The organism is Streptomyces desertarenae, from assembly GCF_042681365.1.
Lineage (GTDB): Bacteria > Actinomycetota > Actinomycetes > Streptomycetales > Streptomycetaceae > Streptomyces > Streptomyces desertarenae.
Genome location: NZ_JBHUFU010000014.1, coordinates 156467 through 171732, shown reverse-complemented (window position 1 = coordinate 171732; position 15266 = coordinate 156467). Strand labels below are relative to the sequence as shown.

The 15266-nt window shown below is 74.4% G+C and carries 11 protein-coding genes; 8 read left to right on the top strand and 3 right to left on the bottom strand.

Going from position 1 to position 15266, the window contains the following annotated elements; all coding sequences use genetic code 11:
* Positions 1 to 343 precede the first annotated feature (343 nt).
* From ACFSJS_RS22160 to ACFSJS_RS22145, 4 genes are all read left to right on the top strand, one after another.
* Positions 344 to 2887 (top strand): ThuA domain-containing protein, encoded by a 2544-nt coding sequence (locus ACFSJS_RS22160; RefSeq protein ID WP_380903140.1) that lies wholly within the window; start codon positions 344 to 346, stop codon positions 2885 to 2887.
* An 8-nt stretch (positions 2888 to 2895) separates the two neighbouring features.
* The gene (locus tag ACFSJS_RS22155) at positions 2896 to 5076 is read left to right on the top strand and encodes an OmpL47-type beta-barrel domain-containing protein (RefSeq protein WP_380903152.1); all 2181 of its coding nucleotides are present in this window, start codon (positions 2896 to 2898) and stop codon (positions 5074 to 5076) included.
* A 155-nt stretch (positions 5077 to 5231) separates the two neighbouring features.
* A complete protein-coding gene (locus tag ACFSJS_RS22150; protein WP_380903138.1) occupies positions 5232 to 6563 on the top strand; it encodes an MFS transporter in 1332 nt (443 codons plus the stop codon).
* A gap of 160 nt (positions 6564 to 6723) precedes the next feature.
* Entirely contained in the window at positions 6724 to 7356 is a 633-nt protein-coding gene (locus tag ACFSJS_RS22145) for a hypothetical protein (RefSeq protein WP_380903150.1), read from the top strand.
* Here ACFSJS_RS22145 and ACFSJS_RS22140 read toward each other — a convergent pair.
* From ACFSJS_RS22140 to ACFSJS_RS22130, 3 genes are all read right to left on the bottom strand, one after another.
* Positions 7326 to 7820, bottom strand: a complete 495-nt coding sequence (locus ACFSJS_RS22140; RefSeq protein ID WP_380903136.1) for a Zn-ribbon domain-containing OB-fold protein — start codon at positions 7818 to 7820, stop codon at positions 7326 to 7328. The genes ACFSJS_RS22145 and ACFSJS_RS22140 overlap by 31 nt on opposite strands.
* Positions 7821 to 8026: 206 nt before the next feature.
* A complete protein-coding gene (locus ACFSJS_RS22135; protein WP_380903134.1) occupies positions 8027 to 8254 on the bottom strand; it encodes a hypothetical protein in 228 nt (75 codons plus the stop codon).
* A gap of 191 nt (positions 8255 to 8445) precedes the next feature.
* Positions 8446 to 9165, bottom strand: coding sequence for a S1 family peptidase (locus tag ACFSJS_RS22130; protein ID WP_380903132.1), 720 nt, complete (start codon positions 9163 to 9165; stop codon positions 8446 to 8448).
* Positions 9166 to 9405: 240 nt separating this feature from the next.
* Here ACFSJS_RS22130 and ACFSJS_RS22125 point away from each other — a divergent pair, with 240 nt between their 5' ends.
* From ACFSJS_RS22125 to ACFSJS_RS22110, 4 genes are all read left to right on the top strand, one after another.
* Entirely contained in the window at positions 9406 to 10302 is an 897-nt protein-coding gene (locus ACFSJS_RS22125; protein WP_380903130.1) for an MEDS domain-containing protein, read from the top strand.
* Complete coding sequence (locus ACFSJS_RS22120) at positions 10299 to 11267, top strand: anti-sigma factor RsbA family regulatory protein (protein ID WP_380903128.1); 969 nt, start codon at positions 10299 to 10301, stop codon at positions 11265 to 11267. Before ACFSJS_RS22125 ends, ACFSJS_RS22120 begins: the two co-directional genes overlap by 4 nt.
* Before the next feature lie 260 nt (positions 11268 to 11527).
* A complete protein-coding gene (locus ACFSJS_RS22115) occupies positions 11528 to 12937 on the top strand; it encodes a family 2B encapsulin nanocompartment shell protein (RefSeq protein WP_380903126.1) in 1410 nt (469 codons plus the stop codon).
* A 55-nt stretch (positions 12938 to 12992) separates the two neighbouring features.
* Complete coding sequence (locus ACFSJS_RS22110) at positions 12993 to 15245, top strand: family 2 encapsulin nanocompartment cargo protein terpene cyclase (protein WP_380903124.1); 2253 nt, start codon at positions 12993 to 12995, stop codon at positions 15243 to 15245.
* Positions 15246 to 15266 lie beyond the last annotated feature (21 nt).

Genomic DNA, 15266 nt, shown 5'->3' with positions numbered 1-15266 from the left:
AACACCGCGGCGGCGGGGGCGGCGGGGGCGGGGGCGGCCGCGGCCGGGGCGGCCGGTGCGGCCGCGGCGGCCGCACCGCCGGCCAGGAGTCCTCTGCTGAAGATGCGTCGGGGAATGTTGCCGGCTGCCTCGGTCATCGCTCTCCCAACTCGCGCGGATGGGTGGGGGGCTGACGGGGGGTGGACGGCGGAACACCCGTCACGGTAGAGCGGGGATCCTCGTTCGTCCACACCCGGGACAAAGTTCGTCGCATGGCGGTCATAGCCCTTGGCGAACCGTCGAAAGAGGTCTAGCTTCACGGACGTTGCTCCGACCGGAGACGACCGGAGAAGGTGGGTGGACCATGCGGCGCACACCGCGGCGACTCCCCTCGGCACGGCGAGGGACCAGCACACTGCACCTCACACGACGATCCCGGAGACGGACCACGAGACGACGGGGCGCCATCGCCGCCCTGGCGGCCGGAGCCGTCACCGCGACCCTCCTGGGCGGCACGCCGGCCGCCGCCCGCCTCGGACCGGACGCCGCGGCGGCCGAACTCCGGCTCCCGTCCCCACCGGGCGGGAAGAGCGTCCGGGTCCTGGTCTTCCACGCCTCCGCCGGCGAGGAACCGCCGACGGTGAACGCGGGGATCGAGGCCATCGAACGGATCGGCCGGTCCGGGCCGGCCGCCGAGCGCTTCAGGGTGGACGCCACCGACGACGCCTCGGTCTTCACCTCGAAGAGACTCGGCAGGTACAACGCCGTCGTCTTCCTCACCGGCGGCGGCGACGTGCTCGACCCCGCGCAGGAGGCCGGGCTGGAGAGCTACATGGAGGCCGGCGGCGGCTTCCTCGGCATCCACGGCGCCGCCCGCGCCGAACCGTACTCCTCGTGGTTCACCGGCCTGGTCGGGGCCCGCCCGGCGGACGGCGGGGCGGGGAGGGTGCAGCGCGCCGTCGTCGAGGTCGGCGACCGCATCCACCCGGCCACCAAGGACCTGCCGCTGGAGTGGAAGCGCTCCGACCAGTGGATCGGCTGGGAGACCAACCCCTCGGGCACGGTCCACACCGTCGCGCGGGTGCGGGAGAACTCCTACGAGCCGGGCCGCAACGCGGGCGGCTGGGACCACCCCGTCTCCTGGTGCCGCGACTACGACGGCGGCCGCTCCTTCTACACCGCCATGGGCGGCACGGCGGCGAGCTTCCGGGAGACGGACTTCCGCGCGCACCTGCGCGGCGCGCTGCTGTGGACCACGCGCCTGGCCCGCGCCGACTGCAAGGCGACCATCACCGCCAACTACAGGGCCGAGCGGCTCACCCGGCCCAACCGGCCCGACCTGACGGACCAGATCGGCGAACCCCACGGCCTGGTCACCGCCCCCGACGGCCGGGTCTTCTACATCGGCCGCGGCGGAGGAGCCTCCGGCGACCCGGTGAGGACCGACTGGAACGACCCCGAGATCGGCAAGGGCAAGGGCACCGTCCACGTCTGGGACCCCCGGACGGAGGAGGTCACCCTCGCCGGAACCCTGGAGGTCTTCGGCAACAAGGGCGGCGGCGGAGAGCTGACCAAGAACGAGGAGGGGCTGGTCGGCATCGAACTCGACCCCGACTTCCCCGACAACGGCTGGGTCTACCTCCACTGGACCCCGCACTCGGAGATCGACCGCGACCGGCGCACGGCCGAGCGCCGGGTCTCCCGCTTCACCCTCGACCCCGGGACGGGCCGGCTCGACCTCTCCTCGGAGAAGGTCCTGCTGACGTGGCCCGTCCAGATCCACAGCTGCTGCCACGCGGGCGGCGGCATGGCCTGGGACTCCAAGGGCAACCTCTACATCGCCACCGGCGACAACAACTCCTCCCAGTTCAGCGACGGCTACTCCGGCAACAACCCCGAGCCGGCCTTCAAGGGGCAGGCGTTCGCCGACGCCCGCCGCACCTCCGGCAACACCAACAACCTCAACGGCAAGATCCTGCGCATCCACCCCGAGGACGACGGGACGTACACCATCCCCGAGGGCAACCTCTTCACCGGCAGGGAACCCGACGAGGGCGGCGGCAAGACCCGCGGCGAGATCTACGTCATGGGCGTGCGCAACCCGGCCCGCATCGCCGTCGACCCCGAGACCGACATCCTCTACGCCGGCTGGGTCGGCCCGGACGCCTCCACCCCCAGCCCCGTGTGGGGGCCGGCGAAGTACGACACCTTCGCCGCGATCACCAAGGCGGGCAACCACGGCTGGCCGTTCTGCATGGGCAACAAGCAGCCCTACCGGGACCGCAACCTGCCCGACCCGGGCAGACCGCTGGACTGGTACGACTGCGACCACCCGAAGAACGAGTCCCCCCACAACGACGGCCTGGTGAACCTCCCCCCGGTCACCTCCAACACCATCTGGTACTCCCCGCAGGGCGGCGCACCCGACTTCCCCCGGAACGCCGACGGCGTCCCCAGCTACGAGCTGGAGGAGCAGGAGTTGCTGCTGCCGTGGCTCAAGGGCGGCGGCCAGGCCGCGATGAACGGCCCCGTCTACCGCCACGACCCCGGGAGCGACAGCGCGCACAAGTGGCCGGAGTACTGGGACGGCAAGTGGTTCGTCGGCGACCTCTACGACGGGGACCAGCCCAGGCACGCGGTCCTCACCGACCCCAGGACGGCCGGCAGGGGCGGCCTGCCCGTGCACGCCGAGAGCCTCGACGGGATCGTCCCCGCGGGCCAGGGCGGCATCCGCAACCTCATGGACTGGCGCTTCGGGCCCGACGGGGCGCTGTACGTCCTGGACTACGGGCGCGGCTTCTTCACCTACGACGACGCCTCGGCGCTGTGGCGCGTCACCTACCACGGCGGCGCGGCCACCCCGCTGCCGGAGGACCTGATCGGCACGGAGCAGGAGGCGAAGCGGTGAACCGGAGAATCTGGACGGCCCTGGTGACGGCGCTGCTGACGGTCCTGGGCCTGGCCTCCCCGGCGGCCCACGGCCGGCCGGCCCCGGACGCCGCCCCCGCCGCGGAACAGGTGCTCACCTGGACCGCCGGCGACGACATCACCCGGTACACCTCGGCCCCGGCGACCGCGGTCGCCGGGAAGGCCACGATCGTCTTCGAGAACAGCGAGGCCACCGGCAACACCACGGCCATGCCCCACACCCTGACCTTCGACGTCTCCGATCCCGAGTACAACACCGACGTCCCGCTGAACATCCTGGCCAGCCCCCTGGACGCGAACGGCGGCCGGCACACCACCGAGGTCACCCTCACCCCCGGCCGGTACCGCTACCACTGCACCATCCCCGGCCACGGCGAGATGGAGGGCGTCCTCACCGTCACCGACGGCGGCTCCGGCGGGGACACCACCGCTCCGGAGACCTCCGCGACCGTGTCGGGCGAGAGGAACGCCGACGGCGCGTACGTCGGCACGGCCACCGTCACCGTCACCGCCTCCGACACCGGCTCGGGCGTCGAGAGGGTCGAGTACGCGCTGGGGGACGGCGCCTTCCAGCCGTACACCGGGCCGGTGGCGGTCGACCGGGTGGGCGACCACACGGTGCGCCACCGGGCGACCGACCGGGCGGGCAACGTCTCGCAGGTGAAGTCGGTCTCCTTCACCGTGGCCGCCCCGCCCACGGACGACACCACCGCCCCGGAGACCTCCGCGACCGTGTCGGGCGAGAGGAACGCCGACGGCGCGTACGTCGGCACGGCCACCGTCACCGTCACCGCCTCCGACACCGGCTCGGGCGTCAACACGATCGAGTACGCGCTGGGGGACGGCGCCTTCCAGCCGTACACCGGGCCGGTGGCGGTCGACCGGGTGGGCGACCACACGGTGCGCCACCGGGCGACCGACCGGGCGGGCAACGTCTCGCAGGTGAAGTCGGTCTCCTTCACCGTGGCCGCCCCGCCCGCCGAGGACACCACCCCGCCCGAGGTCCTCGCGACGGTGAAGGGCGAGAAGGACACGAACGGCGCCTACGTGGGCCGGGCGGAGGTGACGGTGACCGCCACCGACGACGGCTCGGGCGTCGAGAGGGTCGAGTACTCCCTCGACGGCGGCCCCTACCTGGCCTACACCGGTCCGGTGACCGTCGACCGCGTGGGACGCCACACCGTCGACTACCGGGCCACCGACCGGGCCGGCAACACCTCCGCGGCCCGGCAGGCGGCCTTCACCGTGGTGGAGGGGGGCGGCGTGCCCGCCCCGCCCTGCCCGGAGTGGGACGAGCGCCCGACCGTCTTCGTCGGCACCGTCGACACGGGCGTCCCCAACCGCGTCACCGGCAACCGCTGCACCATCAACGAGCTGATCGAGGACGAGAAGGACTGGACCTCGCACGCCCTGTTCCGCAAGCACGTGGCGGAGGTGACGGACGCGCTGCTGGACGAGGGGGTCATCGACCGGCGGGAGCACCGGGCCGTCAACAGGGCGGCCCGGCAGTCGGACATCGGCAAACCGGGCCGGAACGAGGGCTACCGCAACCTCTTCAACGGCACGCGCACGTCGTTCGACCGGTGGCAGCACGTCGGCGGAGGCGCCTTCACCCTGGGCGACGACGGCACCATGACCAGCAGCACCACCGTGCCGGGCATGGGCATGCTGTGGTTCCCCGAGCGCCGCTACGAGGACTTCTCCCTCCGGCTCCAGTTCCGCGACGACGCACCGGGGAACGGCCGGGCCAACAGCGGCGTCTTCGTCCGCTTCCCGGACGTCCACGGCCACCCGGAGGAGTCCCGCCCGGAGTGGGTGGCCATCACCTACGGCCACGAGGTGCAGATCCTCGACCGCCCCGACGGCGACCTGTACAAGACGGGCTCGGTCTACGGCTTCGACAGGGTCGGCCTGGGCGGCGCGGGCGTCACCGGCAAGGGCACCTGGAACGAGTACGAGATCCGGGTGGTCGGCCAGCACTACTCGGTCTACCGCAACGGCGAGCTGATCAACGAGTTCGACAACGCCGCGGGCCAGGAGTTCTCACCGCCCCGGGAGGGCGACCCGGGCACCGACGGCCGCCGCTACGCCTCCGGGTACATCGGTCTGCAGACGCACGGCACGACCGACGTGATCTCCTTCCGCAACATCAGGATCAAGGAGCTGTAGGGACCGGCGCCGGGCCCGGCACCACCGGCGGGGCGTCCTCCACCGCACGTGGGGGGCGCCCCGCCGCGTGCCCCCGGGTGCCCGCACAGGGCGCGCACCGCGTCGGCGACAATGGCCCGGATCCGAAGCAGGCGCGGAGCGAGACCAGGACGGCCGTGGACACCGGGAAGAGCACCACAGCGGACAGCCCCGACGACAGCGGGACACGCCCGTCCGGCCCCCCGGGCGGGGAGGCCGGCCCACCGCGGCCGGAGCGCGCCGGATGGCGGCGCTGGGCGATGGACACCCGGCCGCTGCGCCGCCCGGCCTTCCGCCGGCTGTGGACCTCCAGCACCGCCACGGCCGTGGGCAGCCAGCTCACGGCCGTCGCCGTGCCCAAGCAGGTCTACGACCTCACCGGCTCCTCGGCCTGGGTCGGCTACGCGAGCCTCGCCGGCCTGCTGCCGCTGGTGGTCTTCGCGCTGTGGGGCGGTGCGATCGCCGACAGCCTGGACCGGCGCACGGTGCTGCTGGTCACCAACACCGGCATCGCCGTCACCTCGCTGCTGTTCTGGGTGCAGGCCGCCGCCGGGCTGGGGTCGGTGGCGGTGCTGATGGTGCTGCTCGCCCTCCAGCAGGCGTTCTTCGGCGTCAACGCACCGGCCCGCAGCGCCTCGGTGGCCCGCCTGGTACCCGCCGGTGAACTGGCGGCGGCCAACGCGCTCACCTCCACGGTGATGCAGACGGGACTGGTCCTCGGACCGCTGCTCGCCGGCGCGCTGATACCCGTCATCGGCCTGGGCACCCTCTACCTGGTCGACGCCCTCGCCCTGTGCGCGGCGGTGGCCGCCGTGCGCAGGCTTCCGTCCCTGCCGCCGCTCGGCGGCGGCCCGCGGCGGTCGGGGCCGCGCCAGATCGCCGCCGGGTTCCGGTACATCGCGGCGCGCCGGGTGCTGCTGCTGTCCTTCCTCGCCGACGTCATCGCGATGGTGTTCGGCATGCCGCGGGCGCTCTTCCCGCAGCTCGCAGCCACCACCTACGCCTCCTGGGGCGAGGGGATGGCGCTCGGCCTGCTCTACGCGGCCATCCCGGTCGGGGCGGTGGCCGCCGGGCTGATGTCGGGCAGCTACTCCCACGCCCGCCGGCACGGGTGGATGGTGATCGGCGCGGTGGTGCTCTGGGGCGCGGCGGTCACCGCGTTCGGCCTGAGCGACGGACTGTGGTGGGCCGTGCTGTTCCTCGCGGTGGCGGGCTTCGCCGACATGGTCTCCATGGTCTTCCGCGGGGCCATCCTCCAGTCGGCGGCCACCGACGAGATGCGCGGCCGGATGCAGGGGGTCTTCACCGTGGTGGTGGCGGGCGGCCCCCGGCTGGCGGACCTGCTGCACGGCACGGCGGGCTCGGCCCTCGGCCCCCGCACGGCCGTGGCGGGCGGCGGCCTGCTGGTGGTCGTCGCCATGCTGGCGCTGGCCTTCGCCGTCCCGGCGCTGCGGCGCCACCGGATCTGACCCGCCTCCCGCACCCGTGCCCCGGCGGGTCCCGGCTCCGCCCCGGGCGCGGTTGCCCCGGGCCGTGCGGGGCACCCGGCGGGGCGCACCGGCGCCCCGCCGCGCGGCGGGGCGCCGGCCGGGGAAGGAGGCCGCCGTGGCGGGACGGGCGCGGGACGCGATGCGGTTCGACGGGTGGATCGCCGGCGTCGGGACCTCCTCCGGCACCCGGATGGTGCTGGGACGCTGGGAGCGGTCGCCGTTCGGGCCGTTCGCCGACGTGATGGTGGAGGACGCCGGCGGGCGGCGGCTCCTGCTGGCCCCGACCCGCCGCACGGCGGACCTCGTCTCCGCGGTCTACCGCTTCGACCGGGTGCGGGTGGTGCCGGTGGCCGTGGCGGTGGAGGAGGACGTCTGGCACGTGGCGGCGGGACCGCTGGAGCTGCGGTTCGCCCTCGGCCGCCGGGGGCCGCTCGGGCTGCTGCTGCGCCGCGTGCCGGGCCCGCTGGCCGCCCGTCCGGCCTGGGCGGCGCTGACCGGCCTCCCGGCCCGCCTGCTGCCGGGCGTACGGACCCGGGGGAGCGCGGGGGCGGGGTACCGGGAGTGGTACGGGGCGCGGGACCTGCGGCCGGTGGTCTCGGCGACGGCCCGCCTCGACGGCCGCGACCTGGGCGGGCTCGCACCCGTCGACCCCCCGGTGCGGTTCGGGTTCGGCTCGGTGCCGCGCGTCCCCGCCCTGGTCCGGGTGGTCACGACGGTGGCGCCGGTGCGCGGCGCCGGCCGTCAGCGCCGGGCGGGCGGCGGACCGGCGTAGGGGTCGTCGCAGAGCCGGAAGACCGGCTCCCGCCGTTCACGGGCGGCCTCCGGCGCCAGGCGGACCCGTGCTCCGGCGCGCACGGCCTCCGGACGTGCGCCCACCACGGCGGAGCGCAGCTGGTAGCCCTCGTCCATGGCGATCACGGCGACGCTGTACGGGCCGCCGCGGCCCGGGGCGAGGACCCGGCGGATGACGCCGGTTCCGCTCCCGGCCTCCAGGTCGTGGGCGGTCGAGGCGCACACCGGGCACAGCAGTCGGCGGAAGAAGGCGGTCTGGCACCAGCGGCAGCGCTGGAAGTGCAGTCCGTCCCCGGCCGGCCCGCCGGGTTCCGGGGCGGGCGCGGGGGAGCCCCCTCCCGTCCCGTGTGCGGGGTCGGGGGCCGCGGGGGTCCGGAGGGGAGCGGGGCCGTCGGCGAGGTCCGTGTCGCCCTCGCGCGTGTCGACCAGGGTGCTGAGTGCCATGTCGTCTCCCTACGCTCGGCCGGGCAGCTGAGACGTGCCACGCGGGCAGGACATGCCGCCGTGGGAGCGGCACCGTCCCGCGGCGCCGCTCCCGCAGCGACGACGGCCATACCATATGACACTGCGTGTCAGCCGTAAAGGCACTCGGTGCCCGCTCTTTTCCGGCCGTCCGGGGGCGCGCCGCCCCGCGGCCGGCGGGGACGGGTTCAGACCCAGGTGTGCTTGTCGCCGCCGACCCACCGCACGACCGCCGGGTCGTCCAGGTCCGCGGGGCGCACGCCCGCCGCGTGGACCAGGCGGACGACGTCGGTGATGTCGTGGGCGAGCCCCACCGGCACCCCGTGCACCTGCACCGTGCGGAACGGCCGGTCCCCGTGCGTCACACCCCACACGACGACCGGGGCCGGCCCGGGCGGGGGAACGTCCTCGGTCACGCCTCCATCGTGGCCCGGCGGCGCCGGCGGTGCATCCGGAGCGGGGCCGCGCCGCCTGCGCCCCGGGAACCGCACCGGACGCGCCGGCGGGGCGGGGCGCTCCGCCGTCAGGCCGTGGAGCACCCCGCCCCGCAGGGCTCCCGCCACCCCTCCCGGTGGGGACGGGGGAGGCAGGAGGGCGGCGGAAGCGGTCAGACGCCCGCGATCGACTGGATCCAGGAGCGGTAGGCGGTCACGTTCGTGTACGCCGTGGTGGTCTGCCGGTCGCTGGTGGAGGCGACGCCGACCTGCGCGCCGCCCGCCATCATCGGACCGCCGGAGTCGCCGCCCGCGGTGATGCCGTCGCCGCGCCGGGCGCAGATCGCCGAACCGTTGTAGGCGTCGCGGCACCCGCCGGTCACGGTCACGTTCGCGACCTTCAGGTACCGGGACTGGCAGGTGGCCTCAGAACCGCACCGGGACGTGGCACCCCAGCCGTAGACCTGCACGTTCTGGCCCACCGACACCGAACCCGGCTGCCCGAGGCGGGCGTAGCCCGCGGAGACGGAGCGGTCGAGCCGGACCAGCGACAGGTCCGACGAGGAGTGGTTGTGGACCTGGACGCCGTTGGCGACGGTGCCGCCGCTGTGCTGGTCGAGGCTGCCGATGCGGAACGATAGCCCACCGCCGCTGACGCAGTGCTTGGCGGTGAGGATCCAGGTCGGCGCGATGATCGTGGCGCTGCACGTCTCACGGCCGTTCGAGAACAGGCGGGCCGCCCAGGGGGCGCTCTGCGCGTACCCGCCGCCGATGATCGGCTGGGGGCCGCCGCTGCCGGGCGGCAGTTCCTTGGCCGCGGCGGCGGTGGGGGCGAGGGCGAGGACGGAGAGCAGCGCGGCGACGAGCGCGGGGATCAGCCTGGTTATTCGCAAGGCTCCTCGTTTCTGAAGACACGCGGTGCTCCGCGTGTGTCCTGTGGGGGAGCACCAGGATTCCCGGAAGCCGGCCGGATGAGGTAATACCAGTTGGTCATAACACCGGACTATGGCCGGGTGCGCCGCCCGTGCCGCCGCGTTCCGTCCGCGCCCTGAACAGCCGGGCCGGTGCGCTGTACGGTGGGGGCCTCAAGGAGACGTCCGCGGGAGCGCGGAGCGAGCGGCCCGGGGTGGGACATGCCGTCACTCGGCTTCGCAGCGGCCCGGCCTGCCGGCGGGGCCGGACACCTGTGCTGCGCCTACGCGGGCGAGGACGAGTGGGCCCGGAGCGTGACCGGGTTCGTCCGCGGCGCCCTGGCCGCCGGGCGGCAGGTGCTGTACTTCTCGGACGTCGCGGCCCCGGAGGCGGTCCTGAGGCGGCTCGACCGCTGCGGTGCCGGCGCATCGGCCGCGGCGGACGCCGGCCGGCTGGTCGTGCAGCAGGCGGAGGAGTCCTACCTGCGGAGCCTCCCGTTCGATCCCGACCGGATGGTGGAGGTGTGGGGACGGGCGTGCGCCGCCGCCCTGGACGCCGGCCGCACCGGACTGGCGGCGCTCGGCGAGATGTCCTGGTACGCCCGGGGCACACCGGGCGCCGAGCGGCTCCTCGAGTACGAACTGCGCCTGAACGCCGAGGTGTTCGCGCGACTGCCCCTGACCGCGCTGTGCCTGTACGACCGCGGGGCTGTCCCCGGGGACGCCGTCGCCCTGCTGACCGGGGCCCACGTACGGCACCTGACGCCCGGCGGGCGGATCCTGGACGCCCCGCCCGCGGCCGGCCCCGCACCGCCCCTGGCCGCCACGCCGCTGGAGGACCGGGTGGGCCTGAGGCTGCGCGGCGGCGCGGACGCCGACACCCGCACCGTGCTGGAGGGAGCACTCGCCGCGCTCGTCCGGCTGCCCGGCCCGGTGCTGCACCTGGACCTGTCCGGGGCGGACTTCCTGGACACCGCCGCCGTCGCGGCACTGGCCGCCGCGGCGCGGGCCGAGCACGACCGCGGCCGCAGGCTGGTCGTCCACCACCCGCCGCGCTCCCTGCGCCGGGTGGCGGGGATGTTCCCCGACGAGTGCGGCGCCCTGGAGACCGCCCCGTGACGGCCCCCGAAGCAGCCGCGACCGAGCCGGCGGACCCGGCCGGCGGACCGTTCGTCCACCCCGCCCTCCTCTACCGGGGGTCCGAGCAGTACGTCGACGAGGTCGGCGGCTTCGCACGTGCCGCCCTCGAGGCCGGTGAGCCGGTCCTCGTCGCGGTGCCCGGGCCGCGGCTGGAGGAACTGCGCCAGGGCATCGGGGCCGCCGCCTCCGAGGTCGTCTGGGCGGACATGGCGGAGCTGGGGCGCAACCCCGGCCGCATCCTCTCCGCCCTGCGCGAGTTCGCCGACCGCCGTCCGGACCGGGCCGCCCGGATCGTCGGCGAACCCGTCTGGCCCGGGCGCTCCCGTGCGGAGGTGCTGGAGGCCACCCGGCACGAGGCCCTGATCAACACCGCCTTCGCCGGACGCCGCGCCACGGTCCTGTGTCCCTACGACACCGGGGGACTGCCGCCGGAGGTGATCGCCGACGCCCGGCGCACCCACCCCGTCGTCGACGAGGACGGCCGGCGGGCGGTCAGCGGCGACTACCGCGACCCCCGTGAGGTCTGTGCCGACTGCGACCGACCCCTGCCCGAACCCGGGCACGTCGAGGTCGCCGCGGACTACCGCGGCGGCGAACTCGCCGGGGTCCGCGGCCGCGTCACCGCCTGGGCGGGGACCACCGCCCTGACTCCGGACCGCCGGGCCGACCTCGTCCTGGCCGTCAACGAGGCCACCGCCAACTCCGTCGCCCACGGCGGCGGCAGCGGCACCCTGCGCCTGTGGCGGAGCGGCCACGGCACGGTCGTCGCCGAGGTCCGCGACCGCGGACGGCTGACCGACCCGCTCGCCGGGCGCCGGCGCCCCGGCCTCGCCTCGGCCCAGGGCGGCCGCGGACTGTGGATGATCCACCAGCTGTGCGACCTCGTCGAGGTCCGCGCCGCCGACGACGGCCTGACGCTGCGTCTGCACGTGGACGAGCCCTGACGGCGCGCCACCCGGCCGGGAGCCGGCGCCGCAGTCCGGGGTCCGCAGTCCGGGAGGACGCAACGGGTGCGCTCCGCTCAGAAGATCGTTAAACGTTGACGAATCAAGAGCATCCGATCTGATGACAACACTCCGGTGTCCCCGTTCTCCCTCGCGGGGCGCCCTAGCGTGCTGCCCGACCGCCGAGTGCCGCGCCCGGTCCCGGACGCGGCACTCCACGGCACGGCGGGCCACGCCACCACACGAGGGAGACACGGCCGATGTCGGTAGACGCAGGGAGCGGGACGCGGCAGGAGCAGCAGCAGCTCAGCCTCAGCACCGCCGCCGCACGGAACCTGGCCACCACCACCAAGTCCGTTCCGCAGATGCAGGGCATCACCTCCCGGTGGCTGCTCAGGGTGCTGCCCTGGGTGCAGACCGAGGGCGGCGTCTACCGGGTCAACCGGCGGCTGACCTACACCGTCGGCGACGGGCGCATCGAGTTCGTCAAGACCGGCTCCCGGGTCCAGGTCATCCCGCGCGAACTCGGTGAGATCGCCCTGCTGCGCGGGTTCGGGGACGTCGAGGTGCTCACGGCCCTGGCCGACCGCTTCACCCAGCGCGACTTCGAGGCCGGCGAGGTGCTCGCCGAGGAGGGCGCGCCGGTCGACCACGTCCACCTGCTCGCCCACGGCAGGGTCCGCAAGACCGGCAGCGGGCCGTACGGGGAACCCACCCGGCTCGGCGTGCTCGGCGACGGCGACCACTTCGGCGAGCAGGGCCTGCTCAGCGCCGACGCCACCTGGGAGTACACGCTCACGGCGACCACCGCCGGCACGCTGCTGTCCCTGCCCCGGCGGGAGTTCGCCTCCCTGGCGGACGGCGCGCCCGCCCTGCGGGAGCACCTGGAGGCGTTCGCCTCCCTGCCCCGCCAGCGGCAGAACGACCGCGGCGAGGCGGACATCGCCGTCGCCTCGGGCCACGACGGCGAACCGGACCTGCCCGGCACGTTCGTGGACTACGAGCTCAACCCGCGCGAGTACGAACTCAGCGTCGCCCAGACCGTGCTGCGGGTGCACAGCAGGGTCGCCGACCTCTACAACAAGCCGATGAACCAGACCGAGCAGCAGCTGCGGCTGACCATCGAGGCCCTGCGCGAGCGGCAGGAGCACGAGATGATCAACAACCGCGACTTCGGGCTGCTCCACAACGCCGACTACGGCCAGCGCATCCAGGCCCGCTCCGGCCCGCCCACCCCGGACGACCTCGACGAGCTGCTCAGCCGGCGCCGGGGATCGCGGTTCTTCTTCGCCCACCCGCGCACCATCGCCGCCATCGGCCGGGAGATGAACGCCCGCGGCCTCTACCCCGACCACGTGGACCTGCTCGGCAACCACGTGCCGGCCTGGCGCGGCGTCCCCATCCTGCCCTGCAACAAGATCCCCGTCACCAAGGAGCGCACCAGCTCGATCATCGTCGTGCGCACCGGCGAGGAGGACCAGGGCGTCGTCGGCCTCCACCAGACCGGACTGCCCGACGAGTACGAGCCGGGCCTGTCCGTCCGGTTCATGGGCATCGACGACAAGGCCATCATCTCCTACCTCGTGACCACCTACTACTCGGCCGCCGTCCTGGTGCCCGACGCGCTCGGCGTCCTGGAGAACGTCGAGATCTCCCGCGGGGAGGACTGAGGCCGCGCGCAGACGGCCCGCACGGGAGACCGCACGAGACGAGGAGAGACCGCGGATGGCGCAGCCCTTCGAGCTGCCGGACTTCTACGAGCCCTACCCGGCGCGGCTGAACCCCCATCTGGAGGTGGCGCGGGAGCACTCCAAGGAGTGGGCCCGGCGGATGGGGATGATCGAGGGGTCGGGCGTCTGGGACGAGGACGACTACGACTCCCACGACTACGCCCTGCTGTGCGCCTACACCCACCCCGACGCGCCGGCCGGGGAACTGGCCACCGTGACCGACTGGTACGTCTGGGTGTTCTTCTTCGACGACGACTTCCTGGAGAGCTTCAAGCGCACCCGGGACTCGGCCGGGGCCAGGGCCTACCTCGACCGGCTGCGCGCCTTCATGCCCGTGGAGCCCGGCGAGACGTCCCGCGCGGAGCCGGAGAACGCGGTGGAGCGGGGCCTGGCCGACCTGTGGGCCCGCACCGTCCCGGCCATGTCGCACGGCTGGCGCCGGCGGTTCGCCGAGGCCACGCGGAACCTGCTGGAAGAGAGCATGTGGGAGCTGGCCAACATCAGCGCCGGCCGGGTCGCCAACCCCCTGGAGTACATCGAGATGCGCCGCAAGGTCGGCGGCGCCCCCTGGTCGGCGGGGCTGGTGGAGTACTCGGTGGGCGCCGAGGTGCCCGGCGCCGTCGCGGAGAGCCGGCCGATGAGGGTGCTGCGGGACGCCTTCGCCGACGCCGTGCACCTGCGCAACGACCTCTTCTCCTACCAGCGCGAGGTCGAGGACGAGGGCGAACTCTCCAACGGGGTGCTGGTCTTCGAGAGGTTCCTGGGCTGCGGCACCCAGCAGGCGGCCGACGCCGTCAACGACCTGATCACCTCCCGGCTGCACCAGTTCGAGCACACCGTCTTCACCGAGCTGCCGCCGCTCTTCGCCGAGCACGGCCTGGACGCGAGGTCCTGCGCGGACGTCCTGGCGTACGCCAAGGGGCTCCAGGACTGGCAGTCCGGCGGCCACGAGTGGCACATGCGCTCCAGCCGCTACATGAACGACGGCGGTGCGGGCCGCCCGGCGGGCGCGGGCCTGCCCGGCGGGCCCACCGGCCCGGGCACCTCGGCGGCCCGGATCGCCGCCTCGCTCGCGGCCACGGCGCCGGCCCGGATCAGGCGCCACACGCGCCCGCCCTTCCAGGAGGTCGGACCGGTGCGGCTGCCGGAGCTGCGCATGCCGTACACCACCCGGCTCAGCCCCCATCTGGACGCCGCCCGCGAGCGCGTCGTGGGGTGGGCCCGGGACATGGGAGTGATCGACGCGCCGCCGGGCACCTCCGACTTCGGCATCTGGGACGAGCACAAGCTCAGGGCCTTCGACCTCCCCCTGTGCTCGGCCGCCATCCATCCGGACGCCTCCCCGGAGCAGCTCGACCTGACCACGGGCTGGCTCACCTGGGGCACCTACGGGGACGACTACTACCCCCTCGTCTTCGGGCGCACCTTCGACGCGGCGGGGGCCAGGGCGTTCACCGAGCGGCTGAAGGACTTCATGCCGGTGGAGTCCACCGCCACCCCCGTCCCGGTGAACGCGCTGGAACGCGGGCTGGCGGACCTGTGGGCCCGCTCGACGGCTCCGATGGCGCCGGACGCCCGCCGCGCCTTCCGCCGCACCATCGAGGAGATGACCGGAAGCTGGCTGTGGGAGCTCGCCAACCACTGGCAGAACCGCATCCCCGACCCGGTGGACTACGTCGAGATGCGCCGCAAGACCTTCGGCGCGGAGTTCATCATGTCCCTCTCCCGGCTCTCCCGCGGCGGCATGGTGCCGTCCGAGGTGTTCCGCACCAGACCGGTCCAGGCGATGCAGAACGCGGCGAGCGACTACGCCGCCCTGCTCAACGACCTGATCTCCTACCGCAAGGAGATCGAGTTCGAGGGCGAGATCCACAACTGCGTGCTCGTGGTGCAGGACTTCTTCGGCTGCGGCGTCGAGGAGGCCCTGGGGGTCGTCGGCGACCTGGTGAACTCCCGCATGCGCGAGTTCGAGCACGTGGTCACCGTCGAACTGCCGCGGATGTTCGAGGAGATGGCCCTCGACGCCGGGGCCCGCGCCGCGCTCACCGACCACGCGGAGGAGCTCAAGCGCTGGCTGGCCGGGGTCCTCATCTGGCACCGCGGCTGCCGCCGCTACGACGAGGAGGAGCTGCGCCGCCCCGTGGCCGTCGTGCCGCGCACCTCCTACGGGCCCGTCGGCCTGGGCACCGCCACCGCCCGGGTGGCGGAGCTGCTGGGCCGGGGCCGCCCGGGCGGGGCCGGAGCGTGACGCGAGGGGCGGGGCCGCCCG